Annotated in this window: 13 protein-coding genes and 1 tRNA gene; 8 read left to right on the top strand and 6 right to left on the bottom strand. The window is 72.2% G+C overall.

Features of this window, described 5'->3' with window-relative positions:
* Nucleotides 1-4 precede the first annotated feature (4 nt).
* Nucleotides 5-80 (top strand) — tRNA-Glu (locus PWG71_RS09620).
* A 113-nt stretch (nucleotides 81-193) separates the two neighbouring features.
* On the opposite strand, the gene PWG71_RS09615 is transcribed toward PWG71_RS09620, so the two are convergent.
* The 5 genes from PWG71_RS09615 to PWG71_RS09595 all read right to left on the bottom strand — a co-directional run bounded on the left by PWG71_RS09615 (nucleotide 194) and on the right by PWG71_RS09595 (nucleotide 5,700).
* Nucleotides 194-805 carry a TetR/AcrR family transcriptional regulator gene (locus tag PWG71_RS09615; protein ID WP_274809234.1) on the bottom strand — a complete coding sequence of 204 codons (612 nt, stop codon included), beginning with the start codon at nucleotides 803-805 and terminating at the stop codon, nucleotides 194-196.
* A 192-nt stretch (nucleotides 806-997) separates the two neighbouring features.
* On the bottom strand, nucleotides 998-1,996 hold the full coding sequence (locus PWG71_RS09610; protein WP_446724999.1) for a PDR/VanB family oxidoreductase: 999 nt from the start codon (nucleotides 1,994-1,996) through the stop codon (nucleotides 998-1,000).
* A 119-nt stretch (nucleotides 1,997-2,115) separates the two neighbouring features.
* Nucleotides 2,116-3,051: a metal-dependent hydrolase gene (locus PWG71_RS09605; protein ID WP_274809232.1), complete on the bottom strand. Its 936-nt coding sequence runs from the start codon at nucleotides 3,049-3,051 to the stop codon at nucleotides 2,116-2,118.
* 71 nt (nucleotides 3,052-3,122) lie between these two features.
* Complete coding sequence (locus tag PWG71_RS09600; RefSeq protein WP_274809231.1) at nucleotides 3,123-4,874, bottom strand: SDR family oxidoreductase; 1,752 nt, start codon at nucleotides 4,872-4,874, stop codon at nucleotides 3,123-3,125.
* 142 nt (nucleotides 4,875-5,016) lie between these two features.
* Complete coding sequence (locus PWG71_RS09595; RefSeq protein ID WP_274809382.1) at nucleotides 5,017-5,700, bottom strand: IclR family transcriptional regulator; 684 nt, start codon at nucleotides 5,698-5,700, stop codon at nucleotides 5,017-5,019.
* A 134-nt stretch (nucleotides 5,701-5,834) separates the two neighbouring features.
* Between PWG71_RS09595 and leuC the strand changes: the two genes are divergently transcribed.
* From leuC to PWG71_RS09580, 3 genes are all read left to right on the top strand, one after another.
* On the top strand, nucleotides 5,835-7,241 hold the full coding sequence (leuC, locus tag PWG71_RS09590) for a 3-isopropylmalate dehydratase large subunit (protein ID WP_274809229.1): 1,407 nt from the start codon (nucleotides 5,835-5,837) through the stop codon (nucleotides 7,239-7,241).
* 32 nt (nucleotides 7,242-7,273) lie between these two features.
* On the top strand, nucleotides 7,274-7,867 hold the full coding sequence (gene leuD, locus PWG71_RS09585) for a 3-isopropylmalate dehydratase small subunit (protein WP_274809228.1): 594 nt from the start codon (nucleotides 7,274-7,276) through the stop codon (nucleotides 7,865-7,867).
* A 353-nt stretch (nucleotides 7,868-8,220) separates the two neighbouring features.
* A complete protein-coding gene (locus PWG71_RS09580; protein WP_087096568.1) occupies nucleotides 8,221-8,502 on the top strand; it encodes an HU family DNA-binding protein in 282 nt (93 codons plus the stop codon).
* A 96-nt stretch (nucleotides 8,503-8,598) separates the two neighbouring features.
* Here PWG71_RS09580 and cofC read toward each other — a convergent pair whose 3' ends face one another.
* Entirely contained in the window at nucleotides 8,599-9,237 is a 639-nt protein-coding gene (gene cofC, locus PWG71_RS09575; protein WP_274809381.1) for a 2-phospho-L-lactate guanylyltransferase, read from the bottom strand.
* Between the two features lie 358 nt (nucleotides 9,238-9,595).
* Here cofC and PWG71_RS09570 point away from each other — a divergent pair, with 358 nt between their 5' ends.
* The 4 genes from PWG71_RS09570 to PWG71_RS09555 are packed head-to-tail and all read left to right on the top strand — an operon-like array spanning nucleotide 9,596 to nucleotide 13,867.
* The gene (locus tag PWG71_RS09570; RefSeq protein ID WP_274809227.1) at nucleotides 9,596-10,399 is read left to right on the top strand and encodes a lysophospholipid acyltransferase family protein; all 804 of its coding nucleotides are present in this window, start codon (nucleotides 9,596-9,598) and stop codon (nucleotides 10,397-10,399) included.
* Nucleotides 10,400-10,401: 2 nt separating this feature from the next.
* On the top strand, nucleotides 10,402-11,460 hold the full coding sequence (locus PWG71_RS09565; RefSeq protein WP_274809226.1) for an NAD(P)H-dependent glycerol-3-phosphate dehydrogenase: 1,059 nt from the start codon (nucleotides 10,402-10,404) through the stop codon (nucleotides 11,458-11,460).
* 12 nt (nucleotides 11,461-11,472) lie between these two features.
* A complete protein-coding gene (locus PWG71_RS09560) occupies nucleotides 11,473-12,684 on the top strand; it encodes a trans-sulfuration enzyme family protein (protein WP_274809225.1) in 1,212 nt (403 codons plus the stop codon).
* A 58-nt stretch (nucleotides 12,685-12,742) separates the two neighbouring features.
* Complete coding sequence (locus tag PWG71_RS09555; RefSeq protein WP_274809224.1) at nucleotides 12,743-13,867, top strand: D-alanine--D-alanine ligase family protein; 1,125 nt, start codon at nucleotides 12,743-12,745, stop codon at nucleotides 13,865-13,867.
* Nucleotides 13,868-13,877: the final 10 nt, after the last annotated feature.

Genomic DNA, 13,877 nt, shown 5'->3' with positions numbered 1-13,877 from the left:
ACAGGCCCCCGTCGTCTAGTGGCCTAGGACGCCGCCCTCTCAAGGCGGTAACGGCGGTTCGAATCCGCTCGGGGGTACCACCGCGAAAGGCCCCACCCTGACGGGTGGGGCCTTTCGCCGTTCCCGTAGGCGGGACCCCGCGGCCCTCGGGGGCCGGCCCGGTCCGCGCGGCCCCGGCCACGGTGCGCCCGGTTCAGGCCGAGGGGTCGGCGTGGGCGACCAGGGTGCGCAGCTCCTCCTCCGGGGCCCCGGAGGCGAGCAGCATCGCGACCAACTGGCCCAACAGCCAGTCGGCCAGCTCCTCGGCGGTGCGGCCCCGTTCCTGCAACCACAGCATGACGGCGGTCTCCACCGCCGAGATCCAGCAGCGCAGGGCCAGAACGATGAGCGGGGACGGGGACCGCGCCCCGATGCGGTCCAGGATCAGCTCCAGCACCCCGGACCGGACCCGGTCGATCTCCGCCTCCGTCTCCTCGGTCGCGATGACCGAACCGCCGCGCAACAGCGCGACGTAGGCGGGGGAGTAGGAGTCGGCGAAGGCGATGAACCGGACCAGCGAGGACCGCAGCTGCTCCAGCGGAGGCAGGTCCTTCGGCGGGACGAGTTCGCGCAGCAGCTCCGACGTGGCCTGCTCCAGCGCCTCCCGGCGCAGCTCGGCCATGTTGGGGAAGTAGCGGTAGACCAGGGCCCGGGACACGTCCGCCGCCTCGGCGACCTCCTCCGGGGTCACCTCGCCGGGAGGCCGTCGCGCGAACACGCGCAGCGCCGTCCTGATCAGGTCCTCGCGACGTTCGTGCGGCGCCATGCGGCGGGGCCGTCGCCCCGCCCCCGACGGTTGCGTCGAGGGCTCCGACCTCGCCACCCGCGCCCGGTGACGGTCGGTCCTGTGGGACACCACCGTGGTGACAACCTCCCGAGGAGTCTTCACGGGCGCCGTGCGCCCCTGGTCCTCTCCGAACCTACCGTCGGTCGCCGACGCGGCGACCGACGGGCGTTCTCACAGGTCGACCACGATGTGCGCGCCCTCGGCCGCTCGGGAGACGCACAGCGCGAACTCCTCGCCGCGCGGAGAGCCGCCGGTGGGCCGGTCCCGGTGTTCGGGGTTCCCCCGGAGCAGCCCCACCCGACAGGCCCCGCAGAACCCCTGACGACAGGAGTAGGGGGTCTGCGGACGCACCCGTCGGATCACGTCCAGGGCGGTCTCGTCGGCGGGCACGGTCACGACCGGTCCGTCCTCGCCGAGCCGGATCTCGAACTCCCGGCCGTCCACGACGGGGGCCGGGGAGAAGCGTTCGGAGAACACCGGGTTCTCCGGGCCCACCCGGGCGCGCACGGCGGCGATGAGCGGCGGCGGGCCGCACACGTACACCGCCGTGCCCGGGGCCGGGTCCCGCACGATCGCGTCGGCGTCGGGTGTTCCGTACTCGTCGTCCGGGCGGACGGTCACGTCGGCGCCCTCGGGCAGTTCGTCCAGGAAGGGCATGCTCGCTCGCGAGCGGCCCGTGTAGACCACGCGGAACGGGACGCCCGCGCGGTGGGCGTGCGCCACCATCGGCAGGATCGGGGTGACGCCGATCCCGCCCGCCACGAACAGGTACCGCTCCGCGCGGGCGAACGGGAACGCGTTGCGCGGCCCCCGCAGCCCGATCACGTCACCGGGTTCCAGGGCGTGGAGGCGGGACGAGCCGACGCCGTCCGGGATGCGCCGTACCGCGATCCGGTAGCGGGAGCGGTCCCCGGGATCGCCGCAGAGCGAGTACTGGCGGACGGTGTCGGGGTCCAGGACCACGTCCACGTGGTGCCCCGGCTGCCAGGCCGGCAGCGGTCCCTCCGGGAGCTCGGGGACCAGGACGATCTCGGCGACGTCCGGCACCGGGCGCGTCACCCGCTCCACCCGCGCCCGGAGCCCGGGGGACGGCGGCAGGGGCGGATGCCCCGGGCCCAGCCCGCCCAGCACCGGGACGAGCCGGTTCGCGAGCGCGCCGAGACCGTACATGTAGCGGTCCGGCCCCCTCCCGCCGAACAGGGAGACCGGGGGACGCGGGCGCGCGTAGTACTCGGCGCTGTGCTTGACCCCGGAGGGGAGGTCCGCGTCGTCGGGGCGGAGCGGATCCGTCACGGCGCCGCCTTCCGCGTCGCGGCCCGCTCCGCCGACTCGGCGGCCCGTGCGGCGGGGGAGAGCGCCAGGTAGGCCACCGCCTGGGCGGTGGAGCCGTGGTGGGACGGGTGGTAGCCGCGGCGCAGGTACTCGGGCACGGCCCGTGCCAGTCGGCCCACGTGCGGGATCAGCCCGCGGCGGCCGTCGCGCAACGCCCAGGACGCCTTGGGGCGGCGCCCGTCGATCCTCCCCTTGAGGTAGGGGTCGTTGGCGATGAGGAAACGCACGCCCCGCACCCACAGGGTGGTCAGGGCGCCGGCGGCGACGGCCATGGCCACGGTCCGGCGCGTGCGGCCCCCGTCGATGTGCGTGTACAGGTCGTGGGCCACGGCCCGGTGCTCCACCTCCTCGGCCCCGTGCCAGCGCAGCAGGTCCAGCATGGTCTCGTCGGCCCCCGCCGCGTCGAGCTCCTTCGCGTCCAGCACCCACTGCCCCAGGACGGCGGTGTAGTGCTCGATGCCCGCGATGATCGCCAGCCGCGTGGACAGCCACGACTGCGCGCGCCCCGGCGGCAGGTCGCGGTCGCCCAGCACGATCCGGAACAGCCAGGCGATCTGTTCCACGTACGGTGTCGGGTCCAGTCCGTGGGCGTCCATGTGGTCGAGCACCCCCGCGTGCGCCTCCGCGTGCACCGCCTCCTGGCCGATGAACCCGAGGACGTCCTCGCGCAGCCGGTCGTCGGTGATGTGGGGGACGGCCTGCTTGAAGACCTCCACGAACCAGCGCTCGCCCTCGGGCAGCAGCAGGTGCAGCACGTTGATGACGTGTGTGGCGAAGGGTTCGTTCGGGATCCAGTGCAGGTCCGACCGGCTCCAGTCGAACTGCACGTCACGGGCGTGCAGGACGAGTCGGTCCGGTTCGTCCAAGGGGGAGTGGGTCGCGTCGGCCGTCAACTGTGCCTCCAGTGCCGCGAGGTCTCGGAAAGGGATGGGGGGAGGGGCCGGTGGAAGGCCGGGGCGCGGGCTCAGACCGGGAGACCGGCCTTGGCCAGGGCACGGACCGCGCCCGGGGCGAACCGGGACAGGTACAGGCCCAGGTGCGCCTCGGCGGCGACGGGGAGGATCTCGGGGGAGTCGGCGATGGCGTCCGCGATGCGCCGGGCGGCCCTCTCCGGGGTGTGACCGCGCCTCCGGTACAGCCGGGACGGCCGCTCCTTGGCGGCTTCCGGCGCGTCCGTCCCGGACAGGCGGGCGGAGCGGACGATCCCGGTGTCGATGAGACCGGGGCAGACGGCGGTGACGCCGATGCCGACCGAGGCGAGTTCGCCGCGCAGGGAGCGGCTGAGGGCCAGCACGGCCGCCTTGGTCGTGGCGTAGGCGCCGTGCACGCGGGAGGGCGGGTAGGCGGCGGCCGAGGCGATGTTGACGATGCGGCCGCCGCACCCGGCCTCGACCATCATCGGCGCGAAGGCGCGGCACCCGTGGATCACGCCCCACAGGTTGACGTCCACGACCCGCTCCCAGTCCTCGATCGGGGTCTCCAGGAAGGGGCCGGCGACACCGATGCCGGCGTTGTTGACCACCAGGTCGGGTGCGCCGTACCCGTCGCGCACCCAGGAGGCCGCACTCTCCACGGCGACGGCGTCGGTGACGTCCACGCGCCGGCCCACGGCTCCGGGGGTGAGCACGGCGCACCGCTCGGCCGTGTGCTCGGCGGCCGCGCCGTCGATGTCCAGGGCGATGACGCGGGCCCCGCGTTCGGCCAGTTCCAGGGAGAGGGCGCGCCCGACGCCGTCGCCCGCGCCGGTGATCACGGCGACCTGGCCGGCGAAGGTGCCGTCGTGTCGCCGGGCGGTCCGCCCGGCGAGGGCGCGGACGGGCCGGGGGACGCCCGACTCGATCTCCTCGACGAAGGCGCGCAGGCGCGCGGCGACGACCCGCGGACGCGACCGCAACGACCAGTGCCCGCCCTGGAAGCGGTGCAGGCGCAGATCCCGCGCCCAGCGGCCGGCGTTGGACTGGAGCCGCTCGATCATGAAGGCGTCGTGGGTGGGGACGAGCACCTGCACGGGGACCGGGGTGGGGCGTTCGGCCGGGCGGGTGAGCCGGGGCACCATGTTCGCCCGGTACAGGGACAGGCCGTTGACGTAGTCGCGGGTGGCACGCCGGGCGGGGCGCACGGGGCCGCCGCCCGTCCGTTCCATCCGGGCCAGGGCCGACCCGCCCACCCCGGTCAGCCAGAGGAGTTCGGGGATCACCGGAAGGTGGAAGAAACCGATGTAGCCGGAGCGCACGGCCTGGCGCAGCACGTCGCGCGGGCCGTCGGGGGCCGACCGGAACCAGTGACCGGCGTGGTCCAGGTCCGGGCCGGAGATCGAGGTGTAGGACGCGAACCGGTGCGCGTGACGCGGCTCGGTGACGGCGTGCCAGCTCTGGATGGACCCCCAGTCGTGGCCGACCAGGTGCACGGGCCGGTCGGGGCTGACGGCGTCGGCGACGGAGACGAGGTCCTCGGCGAGCCGGTCCAGCAGGTAACCGGAGCGCCGATCCGGGGCGGTGGACCGGCCGGCGCCCCGTACGTCGTAGGCGACGATCCGGTACTCGCCGGCCAGTTCCTCGGTGAGGGCGTCCCAGACGGTCGCGTTGTCCGGGTAACCGTGGACGAGCAGCAGGGTGGGACGCTCGGGGGAGCCGAGCACCTTGACGGCCAGGCGTTGGCCGTCGGAGGTGACGACGTACCGGTGGCCGGTGTCCCCGGTCACATTCTTGTGAGACATGCCGTCATGTTAGACAACATGTCAATAAGCGTCCATAGCCGGGGGTGGATTTCCCGAACGCGGCGACGCCCCGGGAACGCGGAGCGCCCCGACCGACCGGAGGGTCGAGCGGGGCGCCGCGTGCGTGGGGACGTGAAGGGGGTCAGTGGGCCTCGACGCTGTGCAGGGACTCGCTGATCTTCTCCGCGGCCGACAGTACGGCCTGGGAGTGCATGCGACCCGGGGAGCGGGTCAGCCGCTCGATGGGGCCCGACACCGACACCGCGGCGATCACGCGCCCGCCGGGGCCGGAGACGGGGGCCGAGACCGAGGCCACGCCCTGCTCGCGTTCGGCCACGCTCTGGGCCCAGCGGCGGCGGCGGACCTGCGCCAGGCTGGCGGCGGTGAACCGCGCGCCCACCAGGGAGCGGCGGATGCGGTCGGGGTCCTCCCAGGCCAGCAGCACCTGCGCCGCCGACCCGGCGTTCATGGGCAGCTCGCTGCCGACCGGCACGGTGTCCCGCAGGCCGCTGGTGCGTTCGGAGGCGGCCACGCACACGCGCACGTCGCCCTGGCGGCGGTACAGCTGGGCGCTCTCCCCGGTGAGATCGCGCAACTGGACCAGGACCGGCGCGGCCACGGCCAGCAGGCGGTCCTCCCCGGTGGCGATCGACAGCTCGCCCAGACGCGGACCCAGCACGAAACGACCCTGGCTGTCCCGGGAGACCATCCGATGCCGCTCCAGGGCCACGGCCAGGCGGTGGGCGGTGGGTCGGGCCAGGCCGGTGATCTGGACCAGCTGGGCCAGTGAGGCCGGTCCGGATTCCAGGGCGTCGAGGACGGACATCGTCTTGTCGAGTACGCCAACGCCGCTGGATGAGCTAGAGTTGTCCATGACTTGATATTGACGTCTCGAAATGTGGAATGCAAGTCAGGTCGACAGTCCGCGCAACGGCCCCTGAACGAGAGAGGCGATCGCCCATGGCACGCACGATGGCCGAGAAGGTCTGGGAGGAGCACGTCGTCCGACGTGCCGACGGCGAGCCGGATCTGCTCTACATCGACCTCCACCTCGTGCACGAGGTCACCAGCCCCCAGGCCTTCGAGGGCCTGCGGTCGGCCGGTCGATCCGTGCGCCGTCCGGACCTCACCATCGCCACCGAGGACCACAACGTCCCCACCCAGAACCTGCTGGCCCCCATCGCCGACCCCGTCTCCCGCAAACAGGTCGAGACGCTGCGCAAGAACTGCTCCGACTTCGGCGTCCGCCTGCACCCCATGGGCGACATCGAACAGGGCGTCGTGCACGTGGTCGGCCCCCAGCTCGGTCTGACCCAGCCCGGCATGACCATCGTCTGCGGTGACAGCCACACCAGCACCCACGGCGCGTTCGGCGCGCTCGCCTTCGGCATCGGCACCAGCCAGGTCGAGCACGTGCTGGCCACCCAGACCCTGCCCATGGCCCCGTTCAAGACCATGGCCGTCACCGTCGACGGCACGCTCCGGCCGGGCGTCTCCGCCAAGGACATCATCCTGGCGGTCATCGCCAAGATCGGGACCGGTGGCGGTCAGGGCTACGTCATCGAGTACCGGGGCGAGGCCATCGAGTCCCTCTCGATGGAGGCCCGCATGACGGTGTGCAACATGTCCATCGAGGCGGGCGCCCGGGCCGGCATGATCGCCCCCGACCAGACCACCTTCGACTACATCGAGGGTCGCCCGCACGCTCCGCGGGGGGCCGAGTTCGAAGCGGCCGTCGAGCACTGGAAGAGCCTGCGCACCGACGAGGGCGCCGTCTTCGACGCCGAGGTCGTGCTGAACGCCGACGAGCTCAGCCCGTTCGTCACCTGGGGCACCAACCCCGGCCAGGGCGTGCCCCTGCACGCCGAGGTGCCCGACCCCGCCTCCTACGAGGACCCCTCCGCGCGCGCCTCCGCCGAGAAGGCCCTGACCTACATGGGCCTGACGGCCGGCACCCCGATGCGCGAGGTGAAGGTGGACACCGTCTTCCTCGGCTCGTGCACCAACGGCCGCATCGAGGACCTGCGCACCGCCGCGGAGATCATCAAGGGCCGCAAGGTCGCCGACGGCGTCCGGATGCTCGTGGTCCCCGGCTCCATGCGGGTCAAGGAGCAGGCCAACGCCGAAGGGCTGGGGCGGATCTTCGAGGAGGCCGGCGCCGAGTGGCGCGAGGCCGGCTGCTCGATGTGCCTGGGCATGAACCCCGACCAGCTCAAGCCGGGCGAGCGCAGCGCCTCCACCTCCAACCGCAACTTCGAGGGACGCCAGGGCAAGGGCGGCCGCACCCACCTGGTGTCGCCGCAGGTCGCCGCCGCCACCGCGGTGCGCGGCACCCTGTCCTCGCCGGCCGACCTGGCCGCCCTGTAGTCGCGCCCGACCACGTCAGGAGGAGACCTGCCATGGAGAAGTTCACCGTTCACACCGGTCGGGCCGTGCCGCTGCGCGCGAGCAACGTCGACACCGACCAGATCATCCCCGCCGTCTACCTCAAGCGGGTCAGCCGCACCGGGTTCGAGGACGGCCTGTTCGCCGAGTGGCGCGAGGACCCCGAGTTCGTCCTCAACCGCCCCGAGTACGCGGACGCGTCCGTGTTGGTGGCCGGACCCGACTTCGGCACCGGCTCGTCCCGTGAGCACGCCGTGTGGGCCTTGCAGGACTACGGCTTCAAGACCGTGCTGTCCCCGCGCTTCGCCGACATCTTCCGCGGCAACTCCCTCAAGGGCGGGCTGCTGACGGTCCTGCTGCCGCAGGAGGTCGTCGAGCGGCTCTGGAAGGCCATCGAGGCGGACCCGGCCACCGAGATCACCGTCGACCTCGTCGAGCGGGAGGTGCGCGCGCCCGGGGCGGGTGTCCACGAGGCGTTCGAGTTGGACGACTACACCCGCTGGCGGCTGTTGGAGGGGCTCGACGACATCGGTCTGACTCTGCGTCACACCGATGAGATCACGGAGTTCGAGAAGACCCGCAAGCCGTGGTCCCCGGTGACCCTCTGAGGGATCGGAACCCCTTTGCGGACGGGGGTCGGCGGGGCTGTGTGACACAGCGCACCCGCCGGCCCCCAAATATTTTACCTTTACTTGGCGTGACCAAACGGACGCGGTCCTCGTATCCGTGAGGGTGGTCCACGGCCCGTCCGGAATCCGGTTATACATAGGCATTTGAGGATCACAGAGGGGGGCAAAAGGGACCCGATGCGATGCCTCTCCCACTCCTGTGAACCCGTCCCGGAGAGTGACCGTGCAGGTCGGGCCGGCCCCGACACGCCCTAACCGCAGGCGTTTGTATTTGTGCAAGGGCCTCTGTGTCCCCTAATTTCGTGCGAGCAAGGGGGAACCGGAGGAACCTTATGAACAAGCGTGACCTGATCGACGCGATCTCCGACCGACTCGGAGACAAGAAGACCGCGACCGAAGCGGTCAACGCTGTGCTTGAGACCATTCAGGCCACCGTGGCGTCGGGCGACAAGGTCGCCATCACCGGCTTCGGTGTTTTCGAGAAGTCCGAGCGGGCCGCGCGCACCGCTCGCAACCCCGCCACCGGCGCCACCATCGACGTTCCGGCGAGCTTCGTTCCGAAGTTCCGCGCCGGTGCCGACTTCAAGGCGCTCGTCAACGGGGACAAGAAGTAGGCGCGGTCCAGAACCGACCGTGACCGGCCTCCGCCCGGGTCCCCCGATGGGACCCGGGCGGAGGTGTGTCCGGAAGGGGTTGGGACGCCCGGAGGGTCACGGGGTCCGCTCCTCCAGGACCGCGACCGCCAGACGCAGGGTGCGGGGACCCGCCCCCAGGGCCAGCGCGGCCGTCAGATCGTCGAGGGTGTCCACGTCCCGGCGCACCGACTCCACGTCCGCCACGAGCAGTTCCCGTGCCCCCGAGGCCAGATGACGCTCGCGTGAGGCCCCCTCGAACGCGGGCGCGAACCGACTTCCGGGGGTCGCCGCGTACAGCGTCGTCCCCACCCCGGGCGAGTCCGCCAGGAACGACCGTCCGTGCCCGGCCGCGGCGGCCAGCACCCGGGTCAGCTCCGACGACCGCAACGCCGGCAGATCCGCCGACAGCGCGCACACGCCGGCCTCCGGCGACACCCACCGAGCCGCCCGGGCCCCGTGCGTCAGCGCCGGGTTGAGCCCGGTCCCCGGTTCCCCGGTGACCACCACCGCGCCCAGCGCCGCCAACTCCGCGCCCGCCCGGGGGTCCTCGGTGACCGCGAACACCCCCGCCACGGCCGGGCAGGCCAGCGCCGCCGCCACCGTGTCGCAGGCGATCGCCAGCGCCAGCCCCTCCCGGTGCGGGCCCAGTGCCGGGGCCAGGCGCGACTTGGCGCGCCCGAGATGCTTCACTGGGACGACCAGGGACCAGCGCATCCCGAGGTCCACGGCCCCTTCCCGCTCTCCGACGCCGGTCACACTCTCCCCCGGGACGTTCGTACGGCCACGACAGTGACGAGGGTAGGTCCTCGGGGTCGGCGCGGCGCGGGCGCCCTGGGATGTGTTCCGTGGGCGGCGTCCGTCGCGAGCGGTGTCGGGCCCCGGTCGGCGCGACGCCGGAGAAGGAGCCCGGAAGAGGGATCCGCGGCCGTGGGCCGTCCGCCGGGAACGGTGGCGGGCGTCCGTGCCCGGGGTGCCTCCGAGCAGGGCGAGCGCCTGTCGAACACGTCCTAAACTGAACCGATTGTGCTTCGTGGTCCGGTAGGGACCCGGGAGCGATGGAATGAGGAGTCCCGTGACCAAGCAACGAGAATCGCGATGGGTGAAGGCGGTCGTCTCCCGGATCGTCCGATTCGTGCTGTGGTTCATCACCAAGCCGGAGTGGAAGGGCACCGAGAACGTTCCGGCCCAGGGCGGCGTCATCATCGCCACCAACCACCTGTCGTTGACCGACCCGCTGACGGTGGCGCACTTCCTCTACATCGGGGCCCGCCGCTGGCCGACCTTCACCATGAAGGACGGGGTCATGAAGATCCCCGTGGTCCGGTCGGTCGCCAAGAGCACCGGTCAGATCCCGGTCAAGCGCGGCACCACCGACGCGGTCAAGGCCCTCAGGGAGGCCGAGCTGGCGCTCACCCGCGACGGCTGCTCGGTGATCTTCTACCCCGAGGGCACCTGCACCCGCGACCCGGAACTGTGGCCCATGAGCGCCAAGACCGGGGTCGCCCGGCTGGCCCTCACCACCGGCGTCCCGGTGGTCCCCGTGGCGCACTGGGGCGAGCAGCACCTCCTGCCCTACGGCGCGAAGAGGCCCAGCCTGTTCCCGCGCAAGCGCCTCCAGTTCCTGGCCGGTCCCCCGGTGGACCTGGACCGGTTCAAGGGCGAGCCGCTGACGGCGAGCGTCTTGAAGGAGGCCACCGACGTGATCATGGACGACATCACCGCCCTCCAGGCGAAGATCCGCGGCGAGGAGCCGCCCGCCGTGCGCTACGACCTCAAGCGCGCGCGGCTGGAGGCGGCCGAGGCCGAGAAGAAGCGGGCGGGGGCGGCCGACGAGGTGTCCGACGGCGACAACGCCACGAAGGGTGCGGGAGAGTGACGGTGGCGGACAACGACAACGTACGGGTCGCCGTCCTCGGCGCCGGTTCGTGGGGCACCGTGTTCGCGAACGTCGTCGCGGACGCCGCCGTCCAGACCCTGGCGCAGAACCCCGACGGTCCCGACGTCGAGGTCGTCCTGTGGGGCCGGCGGGCCGCGGTGGTCGACGCCGTCAACCGGACCTCGGAGAACCCCGACTACCTGCCGGGGTTGACGCTCAACCCGCGACTGAGCGCCACCACCGACGCCGTCAAGGCGCTCACCGACGCCGACGTCGTGGTCCTGGCGGTGCCCACCCAGTCGCTGCGGGCCAACCTCGCCGAGTGGCGCGGGCACCTGCGTGAGGACGCCGTCGTCGTCAGCCTCATGAAGGGCGTCGAACTCGGCACCCACCTGACCGCCTCCCAGATCATCGCCGAGGCGCTGGAACTGCCCGCCGAGCGCATCGCCGTGGTGTCCGGCCCCAACCTGGCCCGGGAGATCGCCGAGCGCCAGCCCGCGACCGCCGTGGTGGCCTGTCCGCACGAGGAGACGGCCGTCCGCCTCCAGGGGTTGTTCAAGGCCCCCTACTTCCGCCCCTACACGAGCACCGACCTGGTGGGCGTGGAGATCGGCGGTGCCATGAAGAACGTCATCGCGCTGGCCGTCGGCGTGGCCGAGGGCATGGGCTTCGGCGACAACACCAAGGCGTCCCTCATCACCCGGGGTCTGGCCGAGACCACCCGCCTGGCGGTGACCCTGGGCGCCGACGAGCACACCCTGTCCGGCCTGGCCGGTATGGGAGACCTCGTCGCGACATGCTCCTCTCCGCTGTCGCGGAACCGGACCTTCGGTGAGAAACTGGGCAAGGGCAAGACCCTTGAGCAGGTCGTCGCCGAGACCCGGCAGACGGCCGAGGGGGTCAAGTCCTCCGAGTCGGTCCTCGAACTCGGCTGGGCCCACGGGGTCGACCTGCCGATCACCGAGGCCGTCGTCAAGATGATGCACCACGACCTGAGCCCCGCCGAGGCACTCATCGCGTTCATGTCGCGCAGTGCCAAACCCGAGCGGTACGGGGTCTGAGAGCGAGCAGCGATGTCGTACACACCCGCTGACGGGGGTGAGCACACCCGTGCGGTCTCCCTTCCGCAGGCCGCCGTGCCCGCCGAACGTCCCCTGCGGATGCCGGTCCACCGGGCCACCACCTACGCCTTCGACACCTCCCAGGACTACGCGGACGTCCTGGCCGGTGCCGTTCCCGGCTACTCCTACGCCCGCATCGACAGCCCCACCGTGGACGCCTTCGCCGAGGCCGTCGCGGCGCTGGAGGGCGTCGGGCTGCCCGATCGGGTGCGCGGCCAGGCGTTCGCCTCCGGCATGGGCGCGCTGAGCACCGTGTTCCTGGCGCTCACCGAGGCGGGCGCCCACGTGGTGGCGGCGCGCTCCATCTACGGCAACACCTACTCGCTGCTCGACCGCCTGCTGCGCCGGTTCGGGGTGCGGACCGACTTCGTGGACGTCACCGACCTGGAGGCGGTGCGCGCCGCCGTGCGCCCCGAAACCCGGGTGCTGTTCACCGAGACCCTGTCCAACCCCACCATGACCGTCTCCGACCTGCCCGGGCTCGCGCAGATCGCCCGGGAGGCCGGGGCCGTCCTCGTGGTGGACTCCACCTTCGCCTCTCCGGCGGTGTGCCGTCCTTTGGAGCACGGCGCCGACGTCGTCGTGCACTCGGCCACCAAGTACATCGGCGGACACAGCGACACCACCGGGGGCGTGGCCGTGGCCGCGCCCTCCCTCATCGACCGGATCCGTTCGGCGCGCGTGGACCTGGGGCCCTGCCTGGCCCCCGACGAGGCCTACCTGCTCCACCGAGGGCTGGAGACGCTCCCGCTGCGGGTCCAGCGCCAGTGCGAGACCGCGGCGACCTTCGCCGCCGCACTGGAGGGGCACCCGCTCGTGGAGCGGGTCGACCATCCGTCCCTGGACTCGCACCCGCAGGCCCGGCTCGCCGCCAAGCTGTTCGACCCCGGACGCCACGGGGCGGTCGTCACGGTCCACCCGCGCGGCGGCTGGGAGGCGGGCATGGCCTTCGCCGACCGGTTGCGGGTCGCGACCATCGCCGCCTCCCTGGGCGGCACCCACACCCTGGCCGGTCACGTCGCCTCCACGTCGCACCGGAACATGAACGACGTCGAACTGGCGGCCGCCGGCATCTCACCGGGTGCGGTGCGGTTCTCCATCGGCCTGGAGGATCCCCGGGACCTCGTCGAGGACGCCCTGACGGCCCTCGGCGGGGACAACTGACACACACGGCAGGGGAGAACCCCCGGCCGATCCGGTAACGAGCAAGAGGGTCACCACCATGTCGTCCGAGCAGCGAAGGATTCGGGTCGCCGTCGTCTTCGGCGGTCGCAGTTCCGAGCACGAGATCTCCTGCGTCACCGCGGGCAGCGTCCTGTCGGTGATCGACCACGACCGCTACGAGGTCGTGCCGGTCGGCATCACCAAGACCGGCAACTGGGTGCTGACCTCCGGTGACCCCGAACACCTGCGCATCGAGGAGGGCACCAAGGCCCTGCCCGAGGTGCCCGAGGACGGCAAGGGGCTGGCCCTGCCGTTCGACTCCGCCGGACAGCTGATGATCGTCGACCCGGGGGAGGGGCCCGCCCGCCTGTCCGAGGTCGACGTGGTGCTGCCCCTGCTGCACGGTCCGTTCGGCGAGGACGGCACCATCCAGGGGCTGTTCGAGATGATGGGTGTGCGTTACGCGGGCGCCGGGGTGTTCTCCAGCGCCGCCGCCATGGACAAGGTCTTCATGAAGGCCATCCTCACCGGCAACGGCATTCCCACCAGTGACTACGTCGCCGTCACCGATCGGGCCTGGCGCACCGAGCGCAAGAAGGTGCTGGACGACATCGCCGAACTCGGGGAGACGGTGTTCGTCAAGCCGGCCCGGGCCGGCAGCAGCGTGGGCATCAGCAGGGTGCGCGACTCCTCCGACACCGACGCGGTGATCGCCGCCGTCGAGGCGGCCCGCGAACACGACCCGAAGGTGCTGGTCGAGGCCCAGGTCATCGGCCGCGAGATCGAGTGCGGCGTGCTGGAGGCCGAGGACGGCGGGATCCCCGACGTGTCCTTCCCGGCCGAGGTGCACGTGGCGGAGGGTTTCGACTTCTACGACTTCGAGGCCAAGTACCTGTCCACCAGCGGCCTCACCATCCCCGCGGAGATCCCCGAGGAGGTCACGGCCCGCCTGCGCGCCCTGGCCGCCGAGGTGTTCGAGGCGATGGGCTGCGAAGGGCTGGCCCGGGTGGACTTCTTCTACACCGAGGACGGCGGGATCCTCGTCAACGAGCTCAACACCATGCCCGGGTTCACCCCGGCGTCGGCCTTCCCGCAGATGTGGGCCGCCACGGACGTGGACTACGCGACGCTCGTGGAGCGGATGATCACCACGGCCCTGCGCCGCTCGCCCGGACTGCGCTGACCTTCACACG

Origin of the sequence: Nocardiopsis sp. N85, from assembly GCF_028882275.1 — a bacterium.
Taxonomy (GTDB): Bacteria; Actinomycetota; Actinomycetes; order Streptosporangiales; family Streptosporangiaceae; genus Nocardiopsis; species Nocardiopsis lambiniae.
This window is presented reverse-complemented; position numbering and strand designations above follow the sequence as displayed.

What these genes read in the sequence shown, in the direction of transcription:
- PWG71_RS09560 (WP_274809225.1), top strand. Translation starts at nt 11,473, where the DNA reads ATGTCGTACACACCCGCTGACGGGGGTGAGCACACCCGTGCGGTCTCC.
- PWG71_RS09555 (WP_274809224.1), top strand. Translation starts at nt 12,743, where the DNA reads ATGTCGTCCGAGCAGCGAAGGATTCGGGTCGCCGTCGTCTTCGGCGGT.
- leuC (WP_274809229.1), top strand. Translation starts at nt 5,835, where the DNA reads ATGGCACGCACGATGGCCGAGAAGGTCTGGGAGGAGCACGTCGTCCGA.
- PWG71_RS09600 (WP_274809231.1), bottom strand. Translation starts at nt 4,874, where the DNA reads ATGTCTCACAAGAATGTGACCGGGGACACCGGCCACCGGTACGTCGTC.
- PWG71_RS09595 (WP_274809382.1), bottom strand. Translation starts at nt 5,700, where the DNA reads ATGTCCGTCCTCGACGCCCTGGAATCCGGACCGGCCTCACTGGCCCAG.
- leuD (WP_274809228.1), top strand. Translation starts at nt 7,274, where the DNA reads ATGGAGAAGTTCACCGTTCACACCGGTCGGGCCGTGCCGCTGCGCGCG.
- PWG71_RS09610 (WP_446724999.1), bottom strand. Translation starts at nt 1,996, where the DNA reads ATGTACGGTCTCGGCGCGCTCGCGAACCGGCTCGTCCCGGTGCTGGGC.
- cofC (WP_274809381.1), bottom strand. Translation starts at nt 9,237, where the DNA reads ATGCGCTGGTCCCTGGTCGTCCCAGTGAAGCATCTCGGGCGCGCCAAG.
- PWG71_RS09580 (WP_087096568.1), top strand. Translation starts at nt 8,221, where the DNA reads ATGAACAAGCGTGACCTGATCGACGCGATCTCCGACCGACTCGGAGAC.
- PWG71_RS09615 (WP_274809234.1), bottom strand. Translation starts at nt 805, where the DNA reads ATGGCGCCGCACGAACGTCGCGAGGACCTGATCAGGACGGCGCTGCGC.